We start from the raw sequence: 19,507 nt of genomic DNA, 5'->3' as shown, positions 1-19,507 counted from the left end.
ATGTCGCTGGCAAGGACAAGCCTAGAAATCTAAGGGGGCGTTGTCCCTGACTTCTTTCATCACAAAAAACGTACGCAACTGGCGCACGTTCGGTAAAGCGAGTAATTGCTCGCTATGCAGTTTATTGAAATCGGCAATGTCTTTTACGCGAACTTTGAGAAAGTAGTCAAAATCCCCAGCCACAAGATGACAGTCCAAAACAAAGGAAAGTGTCGCGACGGCGAGTTCGAAGGTGGCAAAGCTTTCTTGAGTCGAGCGATCTAATACCACACCAACTAAGACTAATGCACCGCGTTCGACTTTTTCCGGTTCAATCAAAGCCCTAACTTCGCTGATATAGCCGTCTTTAAACAGCTGATGGGTACGCCGATGGCAGGTTGCAGCACTCACATTCACTTTTTCAGCTAAATCAGCGTTGCTTAGACGGCCATCTTGTTGCAGTAAGCGCAGAATCTTTTTATCAATTTTATCCATTTAACGGTTCCGTTTTATGGGCCATGCGAATAACGGTCATTATAAACAAAAAATGCCCCTTACTGTGTTTTAGTAAGAGGCAGGGGAGCTAAAGGTTAACAATAGTGCTTTTTAGAATCGTCTATTTTAGATACGGAAACGATCTACTAAACCGCTGAGCTTACTAACATCTGCAATCAGACGTTTTTTAATGTCCACGGCTTTTTGAGTGTGTTCCACATTCGACGCTGCTGTTGCCGTCACGTCTCCGATTTGCTCGGAAATATCCCCAGCGTGTTGATTTTGTTCTTGAATGGATTGTGATATTTGTTGGTTGGTTTGGTTAAGCGTATTGATCGAGCCCATGATGGTGTTGAACATCTCGATGGTTTCTTGCGCTTGTGCTGCAACGCCTTCCGTGAGTTTTTGTGATGAGCGCATAACTTGTGCAGCATCTGCTGAGCCTTTTTGGATACGCTCAACGACGGTTTCTATTTCAAGAGTGGATTCATGGGTACGATTTGCAAGACTGCGCACTTCGTCTGCAACGACAGCAAAGCCGCGACCCGTTTCCCCAGCACGAGCGGCCTCAATAGCGGCGTTTAGTGCTAATAAGTTAGTTTGCTCTGCGATTTCTCGGATAACATTCAAGACATTGCCAATATTTTGTCCGTCGTTTTCGAGGGTGGAGACAACGGAAGAGGCCTTTTCCATTTCATCGACAACCGCATGGAGGGATTGCAATGTCTGGGAAAGGTTGGTTTGTCCTTTAGTTGAATTGCTCGTCGCTTCGACGGCCATTTCGCCACATTTGTTGGCATCGGCAGAGACTTCACCTAACGCCTGTGACATGGTGTTTACGGCATTGGATATTTCATTTGTGCCTTGCTGTTGGTGTTTCGATAGGCGATCCACTTGCTGTAAGGCGTTATCAATTTGCTCCGCAAAGTGTTGTGTTGAGGAGACGGTGGAGGACACTTGTTTAATAATGGAATGAACAAGGTCGATAAAGCCATTTAGATGTTTTGCTACTTCGGCTATTTCATCTTTGCCTGAACTGTTGAGACGCGTCGTTAGATTACCATCGGCGCTATTCAGGTCTTCTAAAACGGTTATCATTTGGCGCAAAGGTCGAATAATCAGGCGGTTTGCTGCCAGTGCAATGATAGCAGAAAGGATTAACATTATGGCTAAACTGATGTAGTTATTCAGTTCAACACCATGAATAACAGCATCTAAGCCAGCAGCACGTTTCTCAACTTGACTGTCTCCAGCTTCTTCCAATTTTCCAATAAAGTCGAGTAATGTTGTTACGTGCTGATCAAATTTTGTGAGTGTTTTTGAGATGACGTCTTTATCACCGGACAAAATTTGCGCTTTTAGGCCTTCTAGTGTGGCTAGATAGTCATCTAGGGTTTGTAGATCGTTAGGATCCATTAAACCGGATGCTTTCATTCTATCAAGGGCTTCTAAAGTGAACTTGTTGGTTTCAGAAACTTTATTTTTGGTTTCTTCGAGAGAGACTTCACCGGACATAAATGTATCAAGCGCAATGATTTGTGCTTGTATTCCGATTGTTCCTTCCATCGTCCCGTCAGCAGCATTCCAAGCATTCCCTGTGATGTACTTTATTTCTTTATTCAGTTTGTTAATCGATAAAAGCGCAATGACTGAGCTACTTAAAACAATGATCACGAACAAGAGTATACCAAAATAAACTTTTAGCTTTATCGACATTTCCTTCTCCCGAAATTCACTTGACACTACATAATAGTAGTAAACGGTAGGTATAGAGATCTTATTTATGTTTTAAAATAGTAATGAAGTGTAAGGCCATCAAAGCTTGTCATTGCTTATTGGTAGGACTTAGTGATGCTAGGCGCTGACATAGATGCATATGCTATAGATGTGCCTAGATCCTTAAGCGAACATTCGTTAACTTCCTATTGGCGTTATACAGTGATGGCCGTGATTATTGGATGGACCTATGAATAAGCTAGGTCCTGAAATTACCTAGGATAGCACTGTATTTTGTCGCGTCTCATTGTAAGGAAAACAGGAGAGAACCTGATTGCTAAAACAGCTTGGTGGAGAGGGCATTAAGAACTTGATGTAAAGACAAGACTCACATTTTTACCAAGGTGCGACCCTTGTCTTTTCTCGATCTTTCTATGGGTTTTTACACTTTCCTTGATGGCATTTCTCCAGGAATAAAGCGCAAAACTAAAGGGCTATTCAATAGCAACTCCCTATTAGATTTTAAGCGTAAAACCGATATCAAACTCAGTTTGTCGTTGATCAGTTTTAGAGCTAACGGACTCATTTTTAACGGCAATATAAGGAGAGAACCTTTTGGTTAATTTATAAGCGGCTTCTATCTCATGCTGATAGTCGTTTCGCTTTTTATCAAATAGATTTTGGTTGCCATGGTAGTAGGTGTAGGTGTAACCAAGTGTCACGTCCTCTATTTTGTGACTAACACCTAAATCGATACGATCTACTTTTTTAGTCTCTTTACCGCTTGCGTCCGTGATTTCCTTGCGATAACGAATGGAGGCGTGGGTATCGTCTGTAATGGCCGTTTTTAGTTTAAGTGACGGTTTGTATTTGTAGGCATTTTGTTTTCTGCTCCAAGAAACACCTGGCGTCAGCTGCCAATGATCATTCAACTGAATGCTATAGCTGGCGCTGATTTTACTTTCATGCCAGCGATCATCATGAAATGCTTTTCCACTGTCGCCATTGGCTTGTTCATGAGGCTTGAACTTGAGCGTTCCTGCTAATTTGAAACCAGAATCAAATTTGTGCGATAGCTCAATTTCATCGACATTGTCTTTGCTTACATCTTCGTACTGATGTTCATAGCTCAGCTCAGTGGCAGATGCGTGTTGGATAAAACCGATTGCACAGGCTGTGAATAAGATGTTCAGTCGTAAGTGTTTATTTTTCACGTTTAGGCTCTTTTTGGTTGGGGAATTTAGGCGCCAATGTAAGTGTTTGTAGTGACATTTTTACGACATTTTTTTTACTATTTTGAGACTTTTGCACGGTAAGACTTCACTCAAACCAAATTTCCTAACCGCGCGTTTTTGGGACATTTAAGCTTATATTTAAGCCTAAATGTCCCTAGATAAGTGAATATTTATCAATAATTCCCTATTTTAGGCGCCACTTTCCTGCTGTACAGATAACCCTCGTTTGATATTGTGGGCAACACACATTAGTTCAAAACGTGTGCGATTTCGAGCTATCCCAAGGTAACGCGCTTTTGCCATACCATAGTGTTGCTTTAATACACCAAAGACTCGTTCAACCGTACTGCGGACTCCGTTATGAAGTCGGTTAAACCGTTTTTCTTTTTCTGACAACGGTCGATTTCGATAAGCCCGTTTGGTTATACGATTTTCAATACCCTGGTCGTCCAGCCACCGTTCATGTTTTTCACTCTGATAAGCGCTGTCTGCATAAGCAGAGGATTCATCGCCAGTTAGCAACCCTATAAAGTGATTCGAATCGTGCGAGCTGCCTTTACTGTAATCTGTTGCTTTAATGAAGCCATCTTCATCCACACAGAGATGGGCTTTAAAGCCATAGGTACTTTTACGTTTTCCATCTGAGCCATTTTTGACGTTCCAATCTGCTTCAGAATCTTGAGTAGAACCACCTTCTTTTCCTTTATTTGGGCGATTTCGGTTGGCTTCAATCACACTGGCATCGACAATGCTGACCTCGCCCATTTTGATATATAAGCCTTGCTCACTCAGTTGCTGGTTAATCTCTGACAGCAGTGTCTCCATTAACTCCAACTTTTCAAGTGTTTGACGAAAACGCCAAAATGTACTGTGATCTGGAACGGATTCCGATAAATCTAACTCAACAAAACGTCTGAATAACAAGTCCCTCGCGAGCTGTTTTTCCAGTTGCGGATCACTCAGGTTGTACCAACACTGGAGCAAGAGAGCTTTAAACATAAATAAAGGCGGCCACGCTTTCTCGCCTTTAGGACTGGTGTGGATTTTCGATAAATGCTGTTCTACACGAGACCAATTAATGAGTTCGTTTAGTCCATCTAATTCTTTAATTGCGTCGTGTGTAACAAGCATCGCATCGGCTAAGCTACGCTGTTTAACATTTTTCCAAGCCATTGGGGTAGTCTATCGGTTGTGAGTGAGGGTTAATGTTCTCATATTTAAGAGCGTTTCGTGCAAAGGTCTCTATTTTATTTTTTGTAATGTTTGACTTTTATTAACAATAAATAATTTTCTTATATATCAATGCATTATTTGATTTGTTTTCTTTTTTTTAAAATTTTATGTTAGATAAGTGAGCGGGTGTAAACATAGTGCTAAGAGGCTTTATTCGAGTGTGAATGTCTCTAATATGGTGCCTTTACTTAATCGGAGAGTCTGTTATGTTGAAAAAAACGATTTTAGTCACGATGTCCGTTGCTTCTTTTTCTTGCTTTGCTGCCTCACCAACTGCCCACTCTATTTTTGCTACCATGAATAAGCGCTTGAGCTATATGGAGGATGTGGCTTTGTATAAAGCACAGCATCATAAGGCGATTGAAGATCTGCCTAGAGAAGCGATTGTGATCAAAAAGGCGGGAGCGTCGGCGAAGCAATATCATTTAAATGCCCGAAGTGTCGAACGACTGACTAGGGCGCAAATTAACGCTGCTAAAGCCATTCAATATCGTTACCGTGCGGATTTATTGACTAAAACCACCAAGCAGACACCAAAAGATCTGAACAAAGTCGTACGACCCGCTCTCATTAAACTCAATAATGAGTTGAACCAAGAGTTGTCGGCGTATTTAAAAACGGGACACACTATTCGAAACAGTGACTGGCAGCGCTTCCAAGTAACCGTAAACAATCGTTATTTGAGTCGATCTGACAAGCGTATGCTGTTCAATGCGCTTGAACATGTGAAGAGATAGTCGCCGAGACCTTTGCCCATCGCATCGAGCAAAGGTCTCTAGCAATGTCTACTCGATAGTAATAGTCTTAGGTGTGTGATGAACCACTTGAAGTCGGGTACCTGCGATGGCGGTTTTTATGGCCTCAAGAATCGACATTTTTCCTTCGACTGAATGGACTTTGACGTCTCCAGTCTTGGCTAAATCGGTTCTTATAAAACAGCCACTAGCATGGGCCAGTTGCTGGGCCATTTCATCAAAACGCGAAAAATCTTGATTGCTTAAATGGTAGTCATATCTATCGTTGCAGCTTCTGTGTTCTATTAATGCTGGCGATGAAGGAGGGGTAACCAGGTTTTGTTTGGCTTCAGATTCAGAGTGCATGCTAGAGCATCCCGATAACGCTAAGGCGCCAAATAGAAGACTGAGCTTGGTGTTCATAGTGCTTCTCCTTTTTATTTTTCGAGTCGATATAGAGACTCGTTGTGGCTAGGTAACGCTTAAAAGCCTACCATCCATGGCTTCCAAGCGTTACCACAAGATTAATTTTGCCCGTCAAGTAGCGTTGAAGGTTTGCCGTTTAACAAGGCTTTGCCTTGTTTCACACTGATATCTAGGTGATACATACCATCTTTTGTTACCACGGCTCCTTGATCCATCGCTTGCTTGATCAACACGTCCGCTTGATGGCTGACTAACTGATTGTATTCTTGTGTGGTCAGTGAGTGGATGTTGGGGTTGTCGGCAAGTTGATCTTCGATTGCGAATTCGGCTAAGGCTTTGACTAATGCTTTATCCGCATTGATAGCTGTGCTGACGTTAGCATTGGCTAGCCAGTAATCAGGTTGGCTGAGTTGCTCAAAGGTCATTTTGTCATGGGGATTGGTAAGGTGTCCATCGAACTGGGCGTTGAATTTACCGTTCGGTAATGTTCCCTTAACGTTATTAATCACCAGTTCTGGGGTCGTTTTGAAAAATTCACCAATATGATCGTGCATAAAGTGGGTCATTGCTTGGGTTCGATCTGCGGTGTTTTTTGGGTCAAGTTGTTGGTTAAAGGCGACATAATCTTTAAAGAACTGATTGTTTAATTGGTTTAAGGTGACATCCATGGAAAAATCGGAGACGTTTTCATCTTGATAGTCAAGCTGGTTAATATTGGTTTTAAGAGCTAGGTTTCCCACTTGGTTGGCCTTGTTTAATTGACTGTTGGCTTGGAAAACCAATCCTTTAGCAGTGAATAACGGGTCAACCCTTAGCTCTGCCATTTTGATTGTCATGTCACTGTTTTTGAGTCCGCCCGAGGTCAAGTCATTTAGGTCTCCCTCGAAGTTGAGTGTGGTGGTTAAACCTTTCACTTCTAGAGTTGAAGTATCTTGAATGGATGCATGGTCTAGTTTGCTGTCGTATGTCAGATGGTGATTTGCCCAGCTACCATGACCTTGGTAACCACCGAATATAACATTGCTTTTAGACTCTGAAGGCAGTGTTGCGGTAAAAGGCGCGATGGTATCTTGGAAGGTGAGTTTTCCACTAAGGGTTTGGAGACCAGATAGGGTGAACAGCGGTGTGTTTTTGTCCCATTTTATGCTGTTACGTAGGTCGTTTCCTTGGATGTGACCATCGAAAGAAAACAGCGCCAATTTAAATCCCTTATCCATGATAACGGGGCCATAGTGAGCCTGAAGGGTGAGCTCGCTTTTAAAATCACTTTTCTTGAGTTCGTTAGCTAGGCTTGGATCGACTTTTTTCAGATCCACTTCGATTTGTAGCGTGGTTTGAGAACCAAACCAGCCATTTTTTGAACTGACGATGGTGGCATGATAAGGGGGAGTGGCATTGATGGCATTGACCACATCGGTTAATTGTTTTTGGTATTGTGATCCCATTATTTTAGGGGTGATGACAGCCACGGCTGCAACAGCTATAAGGAGAGCGATTAGTAATTTTTTCACTGACAGTTCCTTTGAATTTTCCGTCTTAGATGGCCGCATTTTAGCGAGAATTCATGACCAAAAGGGGATTGTGTCGGTGAGTTTTGAGATTGTTCTACTTTGATTCTCAATCATGTCTAAATATAGAGAATCATTGCTAAATATAGAATGTTGTTGCTCTATGAAAAGGTGCCGTCAAAGGCACCTTTTCATATATTAAATAGTGGGTTCTCTATTGAAGTTTTTTGTTTACCTTCTCTAGGAGGGCGTTTAAATCTTTGCGGCGACCAGCTTCTGCCACGGGGCGGTTTTCTCTTGGGGCCGCTTGTTGAGCTATTTCTAGATATTTTTTGGCTTCTTTATAATCGCCATCGTCGTATAAAAATTCTGCATAGAAGAAGTTATTATCCAATCCTTTTGGGTTAATCGCGATGGATTTTTGTAATAGTTCTTTGGCTTTGCTATCGCTGCCAAATCCAATAGGCCAACCTGGTACTTTATGGTACAAAACGCCTAAGGTAGTGTAGGCGCTGCCTTCGGAGGCATTGGGGTTGATCTTGATGGCATGTTCGAGGTTTTTCTTGGCTTCTTTCGCGAAAGATAATGCGCCGAGCCCTCCTTTTGCCTGCGCCGTACTGGCTTGAATAATACCCAACCAAATATAATCATCGGCATTATTGGGGTTTGCTTTTACCATGGCTTCCACCTTAGTGGCCAAGGCTTTAAAGGCATCAACCTTTTTATCGTTATCTGTCATTTGATAATTGATATGGGACCATTGGTGTTGAATATCGAGCAGAGTGTTGTTGTCTTGAGCCCAAGCGCTGGATAAGAAGCCAAGGGTTATAAGGGCAACAAATAGGGACTTCATAATCATACCTCTTCTTATTGTGTGTTTAAGAAACGTTTTATCACAGAGAGCTTTTTAAAGAGAGCTTTATCTACAATATTAGGAAAAGAGCCGTTAATTTTGACAAAAAGTCGTTCAGGGAAACCAACGAATTGACGGGGATTACCTGTTTCCAACTGTATAATAAGCGCTTGGGCAACCGTTTCAGGTGAGTCAACGGCGTTGCCAAGTTGTTTATTCATCGCCATGGCTTTTGCACTGTTAATTGTTGTTGCGGTGGCGCGAGGGGCAAAATAGGACACCTTGATATTCGTATCCGCTAATTCCCGATAGAGGGCTTCAGAGAAACCGCGTATCGCAAATTTGCTGGCGCAGTAAGTTGCTTGACCCGCAAAACCAATACTGCCAAAGGTGGAGCCGACGTTGACAATATGGGCCTGTTGTTGGTTTAAAAGCGGCAATAGCGCTTGAGTCAATAAAATAGGGGAAATCACGTTAGTGCTAATAGTGTGGGTGATTTCCTCCTCTGAAAGCTGCTCAAATGGGGAAAATTGTCCCACCCCTGCATTATTAATCAGCATGGTGAAGGGGCCAGACTCTGCCATTGTTTGACGGATTTTTTCTCTGTCATCTGCTTGGTTGATATCCGCCACGAGAATATGATGTTGACCCTTAAGGGACTGGGTAAGCGTTTCTAAACGCTGCTTATCGCGGCCTTGTAGAATTAAAGTGGCGCCTCTGTCAGCGAGCTCTTTCGCGATGGCCTGACCAATGCCGCCTGTTGCTCCTGTTAATAGGCAGCGTTGTTGTGCCCAGAGTCCTTTTACACCTTGTTTTTTCATTTAGCCTCCTTGGACTCGGCGTTCATCTGCTGATCTACATGGCCTATTTCGCGAAAAATATTCGCATATAAGGTAAAGAACATATTGGCACTGTGGATGATCATATCTTGTTCTTCTTTATCGGTAATCTGATTCATGAGATTTTCAAAAAAAACAATATGTTCTTGATCCAGAGATCCATGTGAACGCAAATAACTAAACGCTTGTGGGGGTAAGTTTAGCTTATCTTGAATATGTTGTGCGGCATTATCCGCTAAGGCAATGCTTGTTCCTTCCAGTACGAATACCATGCCGAAAAAGCGCAACGGGTTACGCCGCTGAATCGCGTCGTAAGCATAGGCTACCATTAATTCTGTGGATGCATTGGGTTGGCTATGACGGGCCGCGTTTTTATCGCCGCCAGCGGCCGCGATGTCGTTAAGAATCCATTCTTGATGTCCCATTTCTTCTTCGATGTATTCCCCCACGGCCTCACGCAGCCACTCTTTCTCTTCGGGAAGGCGGCTGCCCGTCGCCATTAACAAGGGCACCGTATGTTTGACATGATGATAAGCTTGCGTCAGAAAAGCTAAGTAGTCGTTAAGGGTAATGGTGCCATGAAAACAACGTTCAATAATGGGCGATGTGACCAAATAGTGGCGTGCTGCTTGGGTTTCTTGCTGTAGGCGTTGATAAAGGGTCATCGTATGTCTCCTATGGAAGAGGGTTAGATACACTGTCGTAAGAAGAGACATACAAGGCGTCAATCTCCTGCTGAAAGTGCGTTAATATTTTGTCTCGAATTGGTTTGCCTGTGGCCGTAACCAGCCCATCTACCGATATAAAAGGCTGCGACAAGGTGATCCAATGAACAATCTGCGCATAGTCAGGCAGACTTTGGTTGGTGATTTGAAGGCAGTGCGCGATTTGCTGCTCGCTGATGGCTTCATGGAGGGGGGTTAATAAAGCGCCACAGCAGGGCAGTGCATCCCCAAAGACGAGCACCTCACGAAAACAGCCCGTTGCCATGAGTTCCGCTTCTACCCATTCTGGCGAAATATTACGGCCAAAGGAGTTGATCAACACATTTTTGCGACGACCTTCTATGGTTAAGAAGTGCTTATCCAAGCGGACTAAATCGCCCGTGTGGACTTCCTGAGGATAAAAGCTGTCTGGCTGATTTAAATAACCTAAAAAGAGGTTTCCTGAGACGATGAGTTCATCATCTTCAATGCGTAATTGATTCTGTGGTAAGACTTTTCCGGCGCTCGATAACACCTCTTCTTGGGGGGTATTAAGGGCCACAACGGACGCACATTCTGATAGCCCGTACCCTTGATAAACGGGTAAGCCCAAAGCGCGTGCTTTATTCAGTAAACCTGGGGCTACCTTACCACCTCCGACTGCGATAAATAGCAAAGAGCTTGGGGGTTGCCAACCTTGTAGACAAGCACCGACGAATAGAGACAGCAACTCCGGTACTAAAATGACGCTATGGGGCTGTTGCTGACTGATAAGCGCAAGCATATTCTGTGGCTGAGTGAGTCGGCTTCCGCTAAAGCCGCGATCAGATTGGCTAGCAAGAATAACCGTACCGCCGACCAGCAGCGGCGCATAGACCCCTGCTACGTTCTCTAATAAGGTCGTTAAGGGTAACAAACACAAATGACGAACTTGGGGAATCGCGACGGTTTCTGCCAAAGATTGTGCGACAGTTTGCTGTGATTGAGAGCTTAAACAAACACCTTTTGGGCTGCCCGTGGTGCCAGAAGTAAAGGTAATTTTGTGAGTACCTTGAGGCATGACTGGCGGTGTATCGACTTGAAAGCGCTGCATGAACACCTGTTGAAAAGGCGTCTTGTTTGTTTGCTCCGATGAGTCTTCTGTTAACAGCAGCTCAATACCGCTTTGTGTTAATAAATGGGATGTTTGTGCTGGGCTAAAGAAGCTGGGGACTGGAACGCAGCACAGGCCAGCTTGTTGGCAGGCAAGATCAAATAATACCCATTCCACACAGTTGTCCATAGCGATTGCAAGCGTTTGGATGGATTGCGCTTGTAACCAAGTCTGACGAGCGGTGACAGCGTCTGCCAATTGCTGATAGGTCAGCGACTGTTGGGAGGATTCTAAGGCAATTTTATCGGCCCAATCCGGTGAAGAAAAGTACCACATTATAGCGTCCTCATCTGTTGTAAAAGTGCTGAATGATTGGCTTGAACTAGGCCAAACAGTGCCTGTAACTCGGGTTGCATTAACGCTGTTGCGACAGCTTTTGCCACATCAATAAACATGACTTTTGGCTGACTGGTGTAATAGTTTCCCCAATTGGCCTGATCTTGCAGCTTGCTAGGATCTGCATCCGCTAAAAAGGTGAGTTTGAGTTTGAGTTTCTCTAACAGTTGACGAATTTTATCGGTGCCAGAAAAAACTAAATATTGAATCTCGGAGAGATATAAGCTCATTACCACGGTCATTAATAAAGGCAAGGTAAAACGTTGGTTTTGGCTGTATAAGTTACCCAGTTCGGCTATGGCATGACGTTGTGTCCAAACACCATGTTTTTGCAGCATATTGGTAATGGGAACAGGTAAATATTGCTCAATAAAAAGAGGTTGAGTCGCTCGTCTTACGCCCACTACCGCTCTTAAGCGTTGTGCATGAATCCCTAACAACAATGGCATAAAGTTTGTGACATGGGCTTGGTATTTTTTGGCGAAGCCCTCTTGGACAAAGGTTTCTAGGTTTCTTCTTTTTGGGTCTTCCATGGCAGCAGAAAGAAACTCGTAAGGCAGAGTAGGCGTGGGAATAAGAGATTGCTCTGGCATTACATAGAGTGCATTGGATGACTGCATAATGGTTTCACTTGGCAAGTTAACTCAGGTAAGCGACTCAGATGAAAAGGAAAAGAGTTTGCTTGTTTTTACAGTAAAGGGAGCCCAGTGAAAAAAAGGTTTATGAGAAAAAGTCCGCTTTAATTTGTCCGCTTTAATTTTTAACCAATTGAATTATTTAAATAAAAAATGATGAGAAGCAGAAAAAGAGTGAGCTTTAGAAGATCTTCTTAATAAAAAAGTGAATGGACTTTTTATATAATGAGGGCCTAAATTGAGTGAAAATGGTTATTTTTTTAAGCTATTTTTCATCGTATTAAAGAGAAAGGTCTTTACATGCGTTAGGTGACATTCCGCAGGTTGTCGAGTCTGACGGGTCATAATGATCAGACTTAACGAGATATTTATTTGGCTTTTTCCGACGTTTGTTTGATGAGCAGCTCCCGCATGGTACGGATAAAGACTTCTTTGCTGCGCCCCCGTCGAAAGATCAAAGAGAAAGGGGCTTGATAGCCAAATTCACTGGGGAGAAGGGGTCTAAGTCGCCCCGATTTCACCAGGTGCTGTGCATAATGCTCAGGCAAATATCCCACAAATTTTCCAGACAGAATCAATGTGAGCTGAGCCTCCATGCTTTCCACGGTTGCCGTACTGTGACCAAATCCCCGCTTGCGTAAATCCGCTGTATTCCAGTAGCTTCGTGTCACCAAGCCACATTTGATGACTTGCTCGCGTGTTATCTGCTTGATGTCAAAAAGCGGGTTCAAATCACTGCAATAGAGCCAATGTTGTTCGCGATACAGCTTCTCCTCGACCACGTTATTTACACTGGAAGGGAAGTTACCAATGGCAAGATCGAGCTGATTATTGAGGATGCCTTGCACTTGCTCATACGGACTGCGAATTTGTAAATTCAAATGTACGGCGGGAAAGCGTTCGCAGAATTGACGGATGACTTCCGGCATAGACAAAGATTCGTCCATGACGGTTGCGTCCAAAACGGCGATCCGAAATGTACCGCCTAAGTCACCTTTGAGTGCTTCCGCGTGGCGCTCCAATTCATTCATTTCATCCAGCAGTTTGATGCTCTGATGCAAAAATTGTTGGCCTTTTTCCGTCAGTGAAAACCCTGCGCGACCACGTTGACATAAGGTAAAGCCTACCTGGGCTTCTAAGTCACTCATGTAGTTGCTGATGGCGGAAGTGGTAAGGTTCAGATCTTGCTGGGCACCCGAGTAACCTTGGTTTTGCACCACAGAAACAAAGACTTCTAATAATCGGATATTTATTCGTTTGTCTGGGCGCATAGAGCTCACTCGTTTTAGTTCAGTAAAAGCTGAACTAATTATTTGTGATTTGCTATTTAACGGTCAAGTTCTCTTTTCTAGTATCGAGTTAGGTTATTGAACTGGCGCGGTTTGCATTGCGCTAAAAACGAGGATTTTTGTTTATGTCTAAAGTGTTATACCAACCTCAAAGTGGGAACGAGATGCCTCGCTTTGGCGGCAGAGCGACCATGATGAGGTTGCCATTCGTTGACGTGCTAGAAGGCTTGGATGCCGCATTTATCGGCATCCCATTGGATGTGGGAACCTCTCAACGAGCGGGAACACGCTACGGACCTCGCCAAATACGAGCAGAATCGGTAATGATTCGCCCTTATAACATGGCCACCGGAGCGGCACCATTTGACTCGCTTTCTGTGGCAGACATTGGTGATGTGCCAATCAATACTTACAACCTGCTTAAGTCTGTTGACATCATCGAAAAATATTACGATCAGCTCAACTCTTATCCTGTCATTCCACTGACGTTGGGCGGCGATCACACACTCACTTTACCGATTCTTCGCTCCATCACCAAAAAGCATGGCCCAGTGGGTCTGATTCATGTGGACGCGCACACCGATACCAACGACAACATGTTTGGCGAAAAAATTGCCCATGGCACCACATTCCGCCGTGCCGTGGAAGAGGGCCTGCTGAATTGTGAGCGAGTGATTCAGATTGGACAGCGTGCCCAAGGGTACTCTGCGGAAGATTTCAAATGGGGGGAAAACCAAGGCTTTCGTTTGGTCACTGCTGAAGCGTGTTGGCACAAATCCTTAGCGCCTTTGATGGAAGAAGTCCGTGACATGATGGGAGATCGTCCGGTGTATTTATCGTTCGATATTGATGGCCTAGATCCTGCTTGGGCACCTGGCACCGGTACGCCTGAAGTCGGGGGGTTAACCTCCATTCAAGGGTTGGAAATTGTTCGGGGTTGCAAAGGCTTGAACTTGGTTGGGGGCGACCTTGTGGAAGTATCACCACCGTACGATGTCAGCGGCAATACCTCCCAGCTGGCCGCGAACCTGTTGTATGAGATGTTGTGCGTATTGCCAGGTGTAGAGTACCGGCTATGAAGCACTGACTATGAAGCACAAGCTATGAAGTACCGATAAACCGTCAGAAATGAGAGGCATCGCTTATGGAACTATCATTGTTCAGGACATTATGGGGCGTGCAGCAAGAAATGTGCTCCTATGTGGACGCATTACGCCAAGCAGGGTTTGTTGGCGTGGAAGCGCGAGTGCCTTTAGAGCTTGAGGCTCGACGTACTTTTAAACAATCACTGAAAGAGCTGGAGATGAAATACATTGCGATTTTGTTTTCAGGCGGCGATGTGATTCCAAATCAAGCCGAAAGCCCAGACCAACATTTGGCGCGTTTGGCAGAGCAGTTAGATTTTGCGGCAGAGCTGGAACCTAAGTTTGTTAATGTGCTCCCCGGCAATGATCGCTGGACCATGACGCAACAGGTCGATTTCTTTGGTCGTGCCCATGAGTTGGCCAAAGAAAAGGGCGTATTCTGTAGTTTTGAAACCCATCGAGCGACGTCTCTTTACAGCCCTTGGGTGACGCTTGAGCTGATTCGACAACTTCCCGAGGTGCGATATACCGCTGATATCAGTCATTGGGTGCTGGTATGTGAGCGTTTGCTAAATGATCCTGTTGATGATTTATCACGCTTTATTGAACGTGTTCATCATATACAGGCGCGTGTTGGTTATCCGCAAGGGCCGCAAACGCCACACCCAGGCGCGCCGGAATACAAAGAGGCGTTGCTGTTTCACCAGAATGTTTGGCAAGCCATTTGGCAAAAGCATCTTGATGCTGGCCGGACAGAAACCACCATGACCACCGAATTTGGCGCCGATGGTTACCTTCACCACCTTCCGTTTACGAATGTCCCCGTGGCCGATTTATGGGCTTTGAATGAGTGGATGGCAGTGGAGGAGAGAGCGCATTTTGAACGTTTTATTCATCAACATCATTCTTTGTTAAGTGAGTCCGTCTTATGAATTCGTCTACTCCGTCAGCCTTTACTTCCATCCCTGTTGTGAATATTGCAGGTTTATTCAGTGAGGATTTAGAGCGTCGTCAGAATGTTGCGGAACAGTTAGGTAAAGCTGCAAAAGAAGTGGGCTTTTTGTATGTCACCGGTCATGGTATGGACCCAGTGTTAATTACGGGGTTGCGCAAAGCCGCGAAAGCGTTTTTTGCTCAGTCTATGTCACAAAAAATGAATTATTACATTGGTGCCTCTAAAAGCCACAAAGGCTATGTGCCCGAAGGAGAAGAAATTTATGGGACTGGCAAACCCGATCATAAAGAGGCGTTCGATGTAGGCTTTCCCGCCCCTGAAGATCACCCATTAGTGTTAGCAAACACGCCTTTGATCGGTGATAACGAATGGCCAACTCTACCCGGTTTCCAGCAAGATATTCGTGCCTATTACCACGCTATTTTTGCCCTTGGTCGCCGCCTGTTTTCCGGTTTTGCTTTGGCGTTGGGTTTGCCGGAGCACTACTTCGATGACATGGTTACCTGTCCTCCTTCCAAGTTGCGGCTTATTCATTACCCCTTCAACCCTGATGCACAAGACCGCCCCGGCATTGGTGCCCACACTGATTATGAATGTTTCACGCTTTTGCTAGCAGACCAAGCGGGGCTAGAAGTGATGAATGAAGAGGGTGTTTGGATTGATGCCCCACCAGTGGAAGAAGCGGGAGAAGAAGCCTTTGTGGTGAACATCGGCGATATGTTGGAAGTATTGACTGCAGGGCAATTTGTCGCGACCGCCCACAGGGTGCGTAAAGTGAGTCAGGAACGTTATTCCTTCCCGCTGTTTTTTGCTTGTGACTATCACACGCAGATTCGCCCTTTGCCACAATTCGAAGGGGCAGAGTCGGAACAGGCGTATGAGGCCATCAGTATTGGGGATCACATGTATAGCCAAGCACTGCAAACCTATCGTTATTTGCGAGAAAAAGTGGCTAAGGGGGAGTTGACCTTACCAGAAAAAGCGCGAGGTGTGGCGACATTCGGGCATTTAAAAAAACACGCCAAGTGATAAAGACATCATTCAATAAGACCTTTGCACGATGTCACGAGCGACACCAAGATGCGGCAAAAACAGACGAGAAAGCGAAGTTTATCGCGATAAATGAGCATTTTGAGCCTGTTTTTAACAAAGTATTGGCAAGCGCAGTCGTCGTGCAAAAGTCTCTCAATATAAAACACAAAAGAAACAAGTATCACCAAGGAGCACAATCATGAATACATCGAAAAAAGCGTTAGTCGTCGGTTTAACGTCGATTGCATTAGGCTTAACGAGCTTAGCCGCTTCTGCGACTGAACTACTGTCGCCGGGGACATTAAAAGTTGGCATGGAGGTGACGTACCCTCCTTTTGAGTCATACGACGGTGACAAAATTGTTGGTTTTGACCCAGATGTTGCGGAGTTATTGGCAAAGCAAATGGGAGTCAAAGTGAGCTTTTCTGATACCAAGTTTACGGGCTTGATCTTGGGGTTAGCGTCGAACAAATTTGATGCGGTCATTTCTGGCATGTACGTGACGCCAGCACGTCAAAAGCAAGCGGATGCCATTCCTTACGCCCGTACTGGCGCCTCTATCATGGTATTAAAAAGTGGCTCATTGCGTCCCAAAACAGAAAAAGACTTATGTGGTTTAAAAGTTGGCCTACAGCAAGGGACCACTTGGGTGAAAGCGCTTAATGAGCTGTCTGCCAGCTACTGTAAAGCGAACGGAAAGCCTGCTATTCATGTGATGGAGTTCCCAACAGCACCGGAAGTGGCTCAAGCATTGATGTCTAGAAACGTGCAAGCTCAGCTCGAAATCAATGGCGCTGCCAAAATGATTGTGGAAAAGTCACGTGGGCGAATGGTGATCAGTTCGCCAGATTTGGTTTACCCACAAACCTTGGGAATCTACGTGAAAAAAGGCAATGACCAACTTCGCGATGCGCTGACGAAAGCACTAGCAAAGATTACGGAAAATGGCTCCTTTCCTGCCCTACTTAAAAAATACGATCTATCCCCTGTCTCTAAATGAGACAGGTTTTTATCGGTAGTTAGGAGCTAGTATGAATTTAGATTGGGGATACTTTTTCTCGCTTTTCTCAATGGCATCGTTTTGGCAAGCGAGCATCACGGTTGTAGAAATCAGTACCTTGTCTTGGGGTATTGGCTTGGTACTGGGGTTTTGTGTGGCCTGTGCGAAAATGTCGACATCGCGCTGGCTCTCATTGCCCGCCGCTGTTTATATTTGGTTTTTTAGAAGTGTCCCGTTGCTGGTGGTCTTGGTGTTTGTCTATAACTTGCCGCAATTATTTCCATCGACCAGTGCGTTCTTAGGCGTTCCTTTTATCTCTGGATTACTCAGTCTTGTGGTCACGGAAGCCGCTTACATGGCAGAGATCCATCGGGGTGGCTTATTGTCTGTTGCAAAAGGTCAGCGTGAAGCGGGCCATGCGTTGAATATTGGCTTTCTAGGCATTCAGCGCTTAATTGTGATTCCTCAGGCGTTCCGTATTTCCTTACCGTCTTTGATCAATGAATATATCACCGTGATCAAACTGAGTTCCTTGGTGTCCGTTATCTCGCTACCGGAATTATTGCTCACGGGTCAGCGCCTTTACACTCAGAACTTCTTAGTGCTCGAAACGCTGTTGGCGGTTGCTGTGTATTACGTATTAATTGTGACGGTCTTTAGCTCGATTCTACAATGGGTGGAGAAACGTTTGGACGTATCATCACGCAAACCAACCACCTTGTCCGATGGAGAGTGTGAAGAAGTAAGAAAGGCGGCACTGCCCATGCCGCTTAAGCAAAATCAACGTTCTGCGGGGGCGCCACCAGCATTGAGTCTTAAGAGTTTGCGTAAAGCCTACGGCAATCACGTGGTGCTAAAAGACGTGGATCTAAATATTAATATTGGTGACGTGGTCAGTGTGATTGGACCGTCTGGTTCGGGTAAAACGACCTTGATTCGTATCATTAATCGCTTGGAAACGCTCGACGCCGGTGAAGTGATTCTCTTTGGTGAAGATTTCCTCAAAGGGGGACAGTCACCTGCTCGTAAAACGCTGAAGTCAGGTATGTTGCGGATCGGCATGGTGTTTCAAAGCTTTAACCTGTTTCCGCATATGACGGCGCTTGACAATATCATGATGGCGCCACGTTATCATGGAAAAGCGCCTGACCAAACCACCAACAAGGCGCAAGCTTTGTATTTACTGGATCGAGTCGGCTTGCTCGCTCACGCAAACAAATACCCACATCAGTTATCCGGGGGGCAACAGCAGCGGGTGGCAATCGCTCGGGCTTTGGCGTTGTCGCCAGACATTATCTTGTTTGATGAGCCGACTTCTGCGCTTGATCCAGAAATGGTCAATGAGGTGCTGAAAGTCATCCAAGATCTTGCCAAAGAAGGGATGACCCTAGTTATTGTGACCCATGAAATGGAATTTGCTCTGTCTGTTTCCGATCGTGTGGTTATGATGGAACACGGTATTATTCAAGTGAACGCGGCACCGAGTGATATTGTGGATGAAACACACAAGACACCAGAAATGGTGAGAATGAGAGAGTTTATGGGGAGGCAAGCATGAGCGACATGATAACAACGGATGAGGCGACGTTACGGCGGGATCTCGCGGCGTCCTATCGGTTAGCGGCCATGATGGGATGGGAAGACACCCTGTATACCCATTTCTCAGTGCGCTTACCGGGTGACGGAGATCCCCGTTTTTTGATCAACCCTTTTGGCTTAATGTTTGATGAAATCCGTGCCAGTGATTTAATCGTTGTGGATATGCATGGGCGAGTGCTAGAAGGCAGTGCAGACTATAATTTGGCAGGGTTTACCATTCACAGTGCGGTGCATATGGCGCGTGACGATGCGCACTGTGTGATGCATACCCATACGCTTGCAGGTATGGCGATGGCGGCATGCGATAACGGCTTATTGCCCCTTAATCAGATCAGCGCGGAGTTTCACCAACGTCTTGGTTATCATGATTACGAAGGCGTGGCCTTTAATTTAGACGAGCGAGCACGCATTCAACAATCGCTCGGCGACAATATGGCTCTGGTGCTGCGTCATCATGGTCTGCTTAGCGTAGGGGAAACGGTTGCCGATGCCTTTCAAATTATGTATTACTTAAACAAAGCGTGTGAGATTCAACTCGCAGCCGCGCAAATGGCCAGTCTAACGCCCGTTTCTACTATCCCTGAAACGTTAGCAAGCTATGTATGCGAGCAGTTTAAGAAAGTAGAGCATGAACGTCATTTGGTTTGGCAGGCATGGCTAAGAAAGTTAGACCGTATTGATCCATCGTACCGAGAGTAAAC

General features: G+C 45.0%; 19 protein-coding genes. 7 read left to right on the top strand and 12 right to left on the bottom strand.

Annotated features, from left to right (window positions below; genetic code table 11):
- Positions 1-21: 21 nt before the first annotated feature.
- From AC0VYI_RS21475 to AC0VYI_RS21460, 4 genes are all read right to left on the bottom strand, one after another.
- Positions 22-474, bottom strand: coding sequence for an Lrp/AsnC family transcriptional regulator (locus AC0VYI_RS21475; protein WP_475445463.1), 453 nt, complete (start codon positions 472-474; stop codon positions 22-24).
- 126 nt (positions 475-600) lie between these two features.
- The gene (locus tag AC0VYI_RS21470) at positions 601-2,190 is read right to left on the bottom strand and encodes a methyl-accepting chemotaxis protein (RefSeq protein WP_475445462.1); all 1,590 of its coding nucleotides are present in this window, start codon (positions 2,188-2,190) and stop codon (positions 601-603) included.
- A 515-nt stretch (positions 2,191-2,705) separates the two neighbouring features.
- Positions 2,706-3,404: an oligogalacturonate-specific porin KdgM family protein gene (locus AC0VYI_RS21465; protein WP_475445460.1), complete on the bottom strand. Its 699-nt coding sequence runs from the start codon at positions 3,402-3,404 to the stop codon at positions 2,706-2,708.
- A 210-nt stretch (positions 3,405-3,614) separates the two neighbouring features.
- Positions 3,615-4,598, bottom strand: coding sequence for an IS5 family transposase (locus AC0VYI_RS21460; RefSeq protein WP_475445458.1), 984 nt, complete (start codon positions 4,596-4,598; stop codon positions 3,615-3,617).
- A 266-nt stretch (positions 4,599-4,864) separates the two neighbouring features.
- Between AC0VYI_RS21460 and aroQ the strand changes: the two genes are divergently transcribed.
- Positions 4,865-5,395 (top strand): gamma subclass chorismate mutase AroQ, encoded by a 531-nt coding sequence (gene aroQ / locus AC0VYI_RS21455; protein ID WP_475445457.1) that lies wholly within the window; start codon positions 4,865-4,867, stop codon positions 5,393-5,395.
- Between the two features lie 48 nt (positions 5,396-5,443).
- Here the strand turns inward: aroQ and AC0VYI_RS21450 are convergent, their stop codons facing one another.
- The 8 genes from AC0VYI_RS21450 to AC0VYI_RS21415 all read right to left on the bottom strand — a co-directional run bounded on the left by AC0VYI_RS21450 (position 5,444) and on the right by AC0VYI_RS21415 (position 13,117).
- On the bottom strand, positions 5,444-5,815 hold the full coding sequence (locus tag AC0VYI_RS21450) for a hypothetical protein (protein ID WP_475445456.1): 372 nt from the start codon (positions 5,813-5,815) through the stop codon (positions 5,444-5,446).
- A 101-nt stretch (positions 5,816-5,916) separates the two neighbouring features.
- Positions 5,917-7,329, bottom strand: coding sequence for a DUF945 family protein (locus AC0VYI_RS21445; RefSeq protein WP_475445455.1), 1,413 nt, complete (start codon positions 7,327-7,329; stop codon positions 5,917-5,919).
- Between the two features lie 211 nt (positions 7,330-7,540).
- Complete coding sequence (locus tag AC0VYI_RS21440) at positions 7,541-8,179, bottom strand: tetratricopeptide repeat protein (RefSeq protein WP_475445454.1); 639 nt, start codon at positions 8,177-8,179, stop codon at positions 7,541-7,543.
- Between the two features lie 14 nt (positions 8,180-8,193).
- Positions 8,194-9,000 (bottom strand): SDR family oxidoreductase, encoded by an 807-nt coding sequence (locus tag AC0VYI_RS21435; protein ID WP_475445452.1) that lies wholly within the window; start codon positions 8,998-9,000, stop codon positions 8,194-8,196.
- Positions 8,997-9,683, bottom strand: coding sequence for a TenA family transcriptional regulator (locus tag AC0VYI_RS21430; protein WP_199477863.1), 687 nt, complete (start codon positions 9,681-9,683; stop codon positions 8,997-8,999). Before AC0VYI_RS21430 ends, AC0VYI_RS21435 begins: the two co-directional genes overlap by 4 nt.
- A 10-nt stretch (positions 9,684-9,693) precedes the next feature.
- On the bottom strand, positions 9,694-11,151 hold the full coding sequence (locus tag AC0VYI_RS21425) for an AMP-binding protein (protein ID WP_475445450.1): 1,458 nt from the start codon (positions 11,149-11,151) through the stop codon (positions 9,694-9,696).
- Positions 11,151-11,831: a thermostable hemolysin gene (locus tag AC0VYI_RS21420; RefSeq protein ID WP_475445449.1), complete on the bottom strand. Its 681-nt coding sequence runs from the start codon at positions 11,829-11,831 to the stop codon at positions 11,151-11,153. Before AC0VYI_RS21420 ends, AC0VYI_RS21425 begins: the two co-directional genes overlap by 1 nt.
- A 383-nt stretch (positions 11,832-12,214) precedes the next feature.
- Entirely contained in the window at positions 12,215-13,117 is a 903-nt protein-coding gene (locus AC0VYI_RS21415; RefSeq protein ID WP_475445447.1) for a LysR family transcriptional regulator, read from the bottom strand.
- Between the two features lie 143 nt (positions 13,118-13,260).
- Between AC0VYI_RS21415 and speB the strand changes: the two genes are divergently transcribed.
- The 6 genes from speB to AC0VYI_RS21385 all read left to right on the top strand — a co-directional run bounded on the left by speB (position 13,261) and on the right by AC0VYI_RS21385 (position 19,505).
- Positions 13,261-14,214, top strand: a complete 954-nt coding sequence (gene speB / locus AC0VYI_RS21410; RefSeq protein ID WP_475445445.1) for an agmatinase — start codon at positions 13,261-13,263, stop codon at positions 14,212-14,214.
- 65 nt (positions 14,215-14,279) lie between these two features.
- On the top strand, positions 14,280-15,152 hold the full coding sequence (locus tag AC0VYI_RS21405; protein WP_475445444.1) for a sugar phosphate isomerase/epimerase family protein: 873 nt from the start codon (positions 14,280-14,282) through the stop codon (positions 15,150-15,152).
- Positions 15,149-16,204, top strand: a complete 1,056-nt coding sequence (locus tag AC0VYI_RS21400) for an isopenicillin N synthase family dioxygenase (RefSeq protein WP_475445443.1) — start codon at positions 15,149-15,151, stop codon at positions 16,202-16,204. The genes AC0VYI_RS21405 and AC0VYI_RS21400 overlap by 4 nt, the downstream gene beginning before the upstream one ends.
- Positions 16,205-16,406: 202 nt before the next feature.
- Positions 16,407-17,207, top strand: a complete 801-nt coding sequence (locus AC0VYI_RS21395; protein WP_199477870.1) for an ABC transporter substrate-binding protein — start codon at positions 16,407-16,409, stop codon at positions 17,205-17,207.
- Between the two features lie 31 nt (positions 17,208-17,238).
- Positions 17,239-18,765 (top strand): amino acid ABC transporter permease/ATP-binding protein, encoded by a 1,527-nt coding sequence (locus AC0VYI_RS21390; RefSeq protein ID WP_475445440.1) that lies wholly within the window; start codon positions 17,239-17,241, stop codon positions 18,763-18,765.
- The gene (locus AC0VYI_RS21385; RefSeq protein ID WP_475445439.1) at positions 18,762-19,505 is read left to right on the top strand and encodes a class II aldolase/adducin family protein; all 744 of its coding nucleotides are present in this window, start codon (positions 18,762-18,764) and stop codon (positions 19,503-19,505) included. Before AC0VYI_RS21390 ends, AC0VYI_RS21385 begins: the two co-directional genes overlap by 4 nt.
- The last annotated feature ends 2 nt before the right edge of the window (positions 19,506-19,507 follow it).

The sequence above is a fragment of the Marinomonas sp. 63XJN7_9_ISO-PGPR-S23-217 genome (assembly GCF_056173515.1).
Note: the sequence above shows the minus strand (reverse complement) of the source record. Positions and strands in the feature narration are given on the sequence as shown.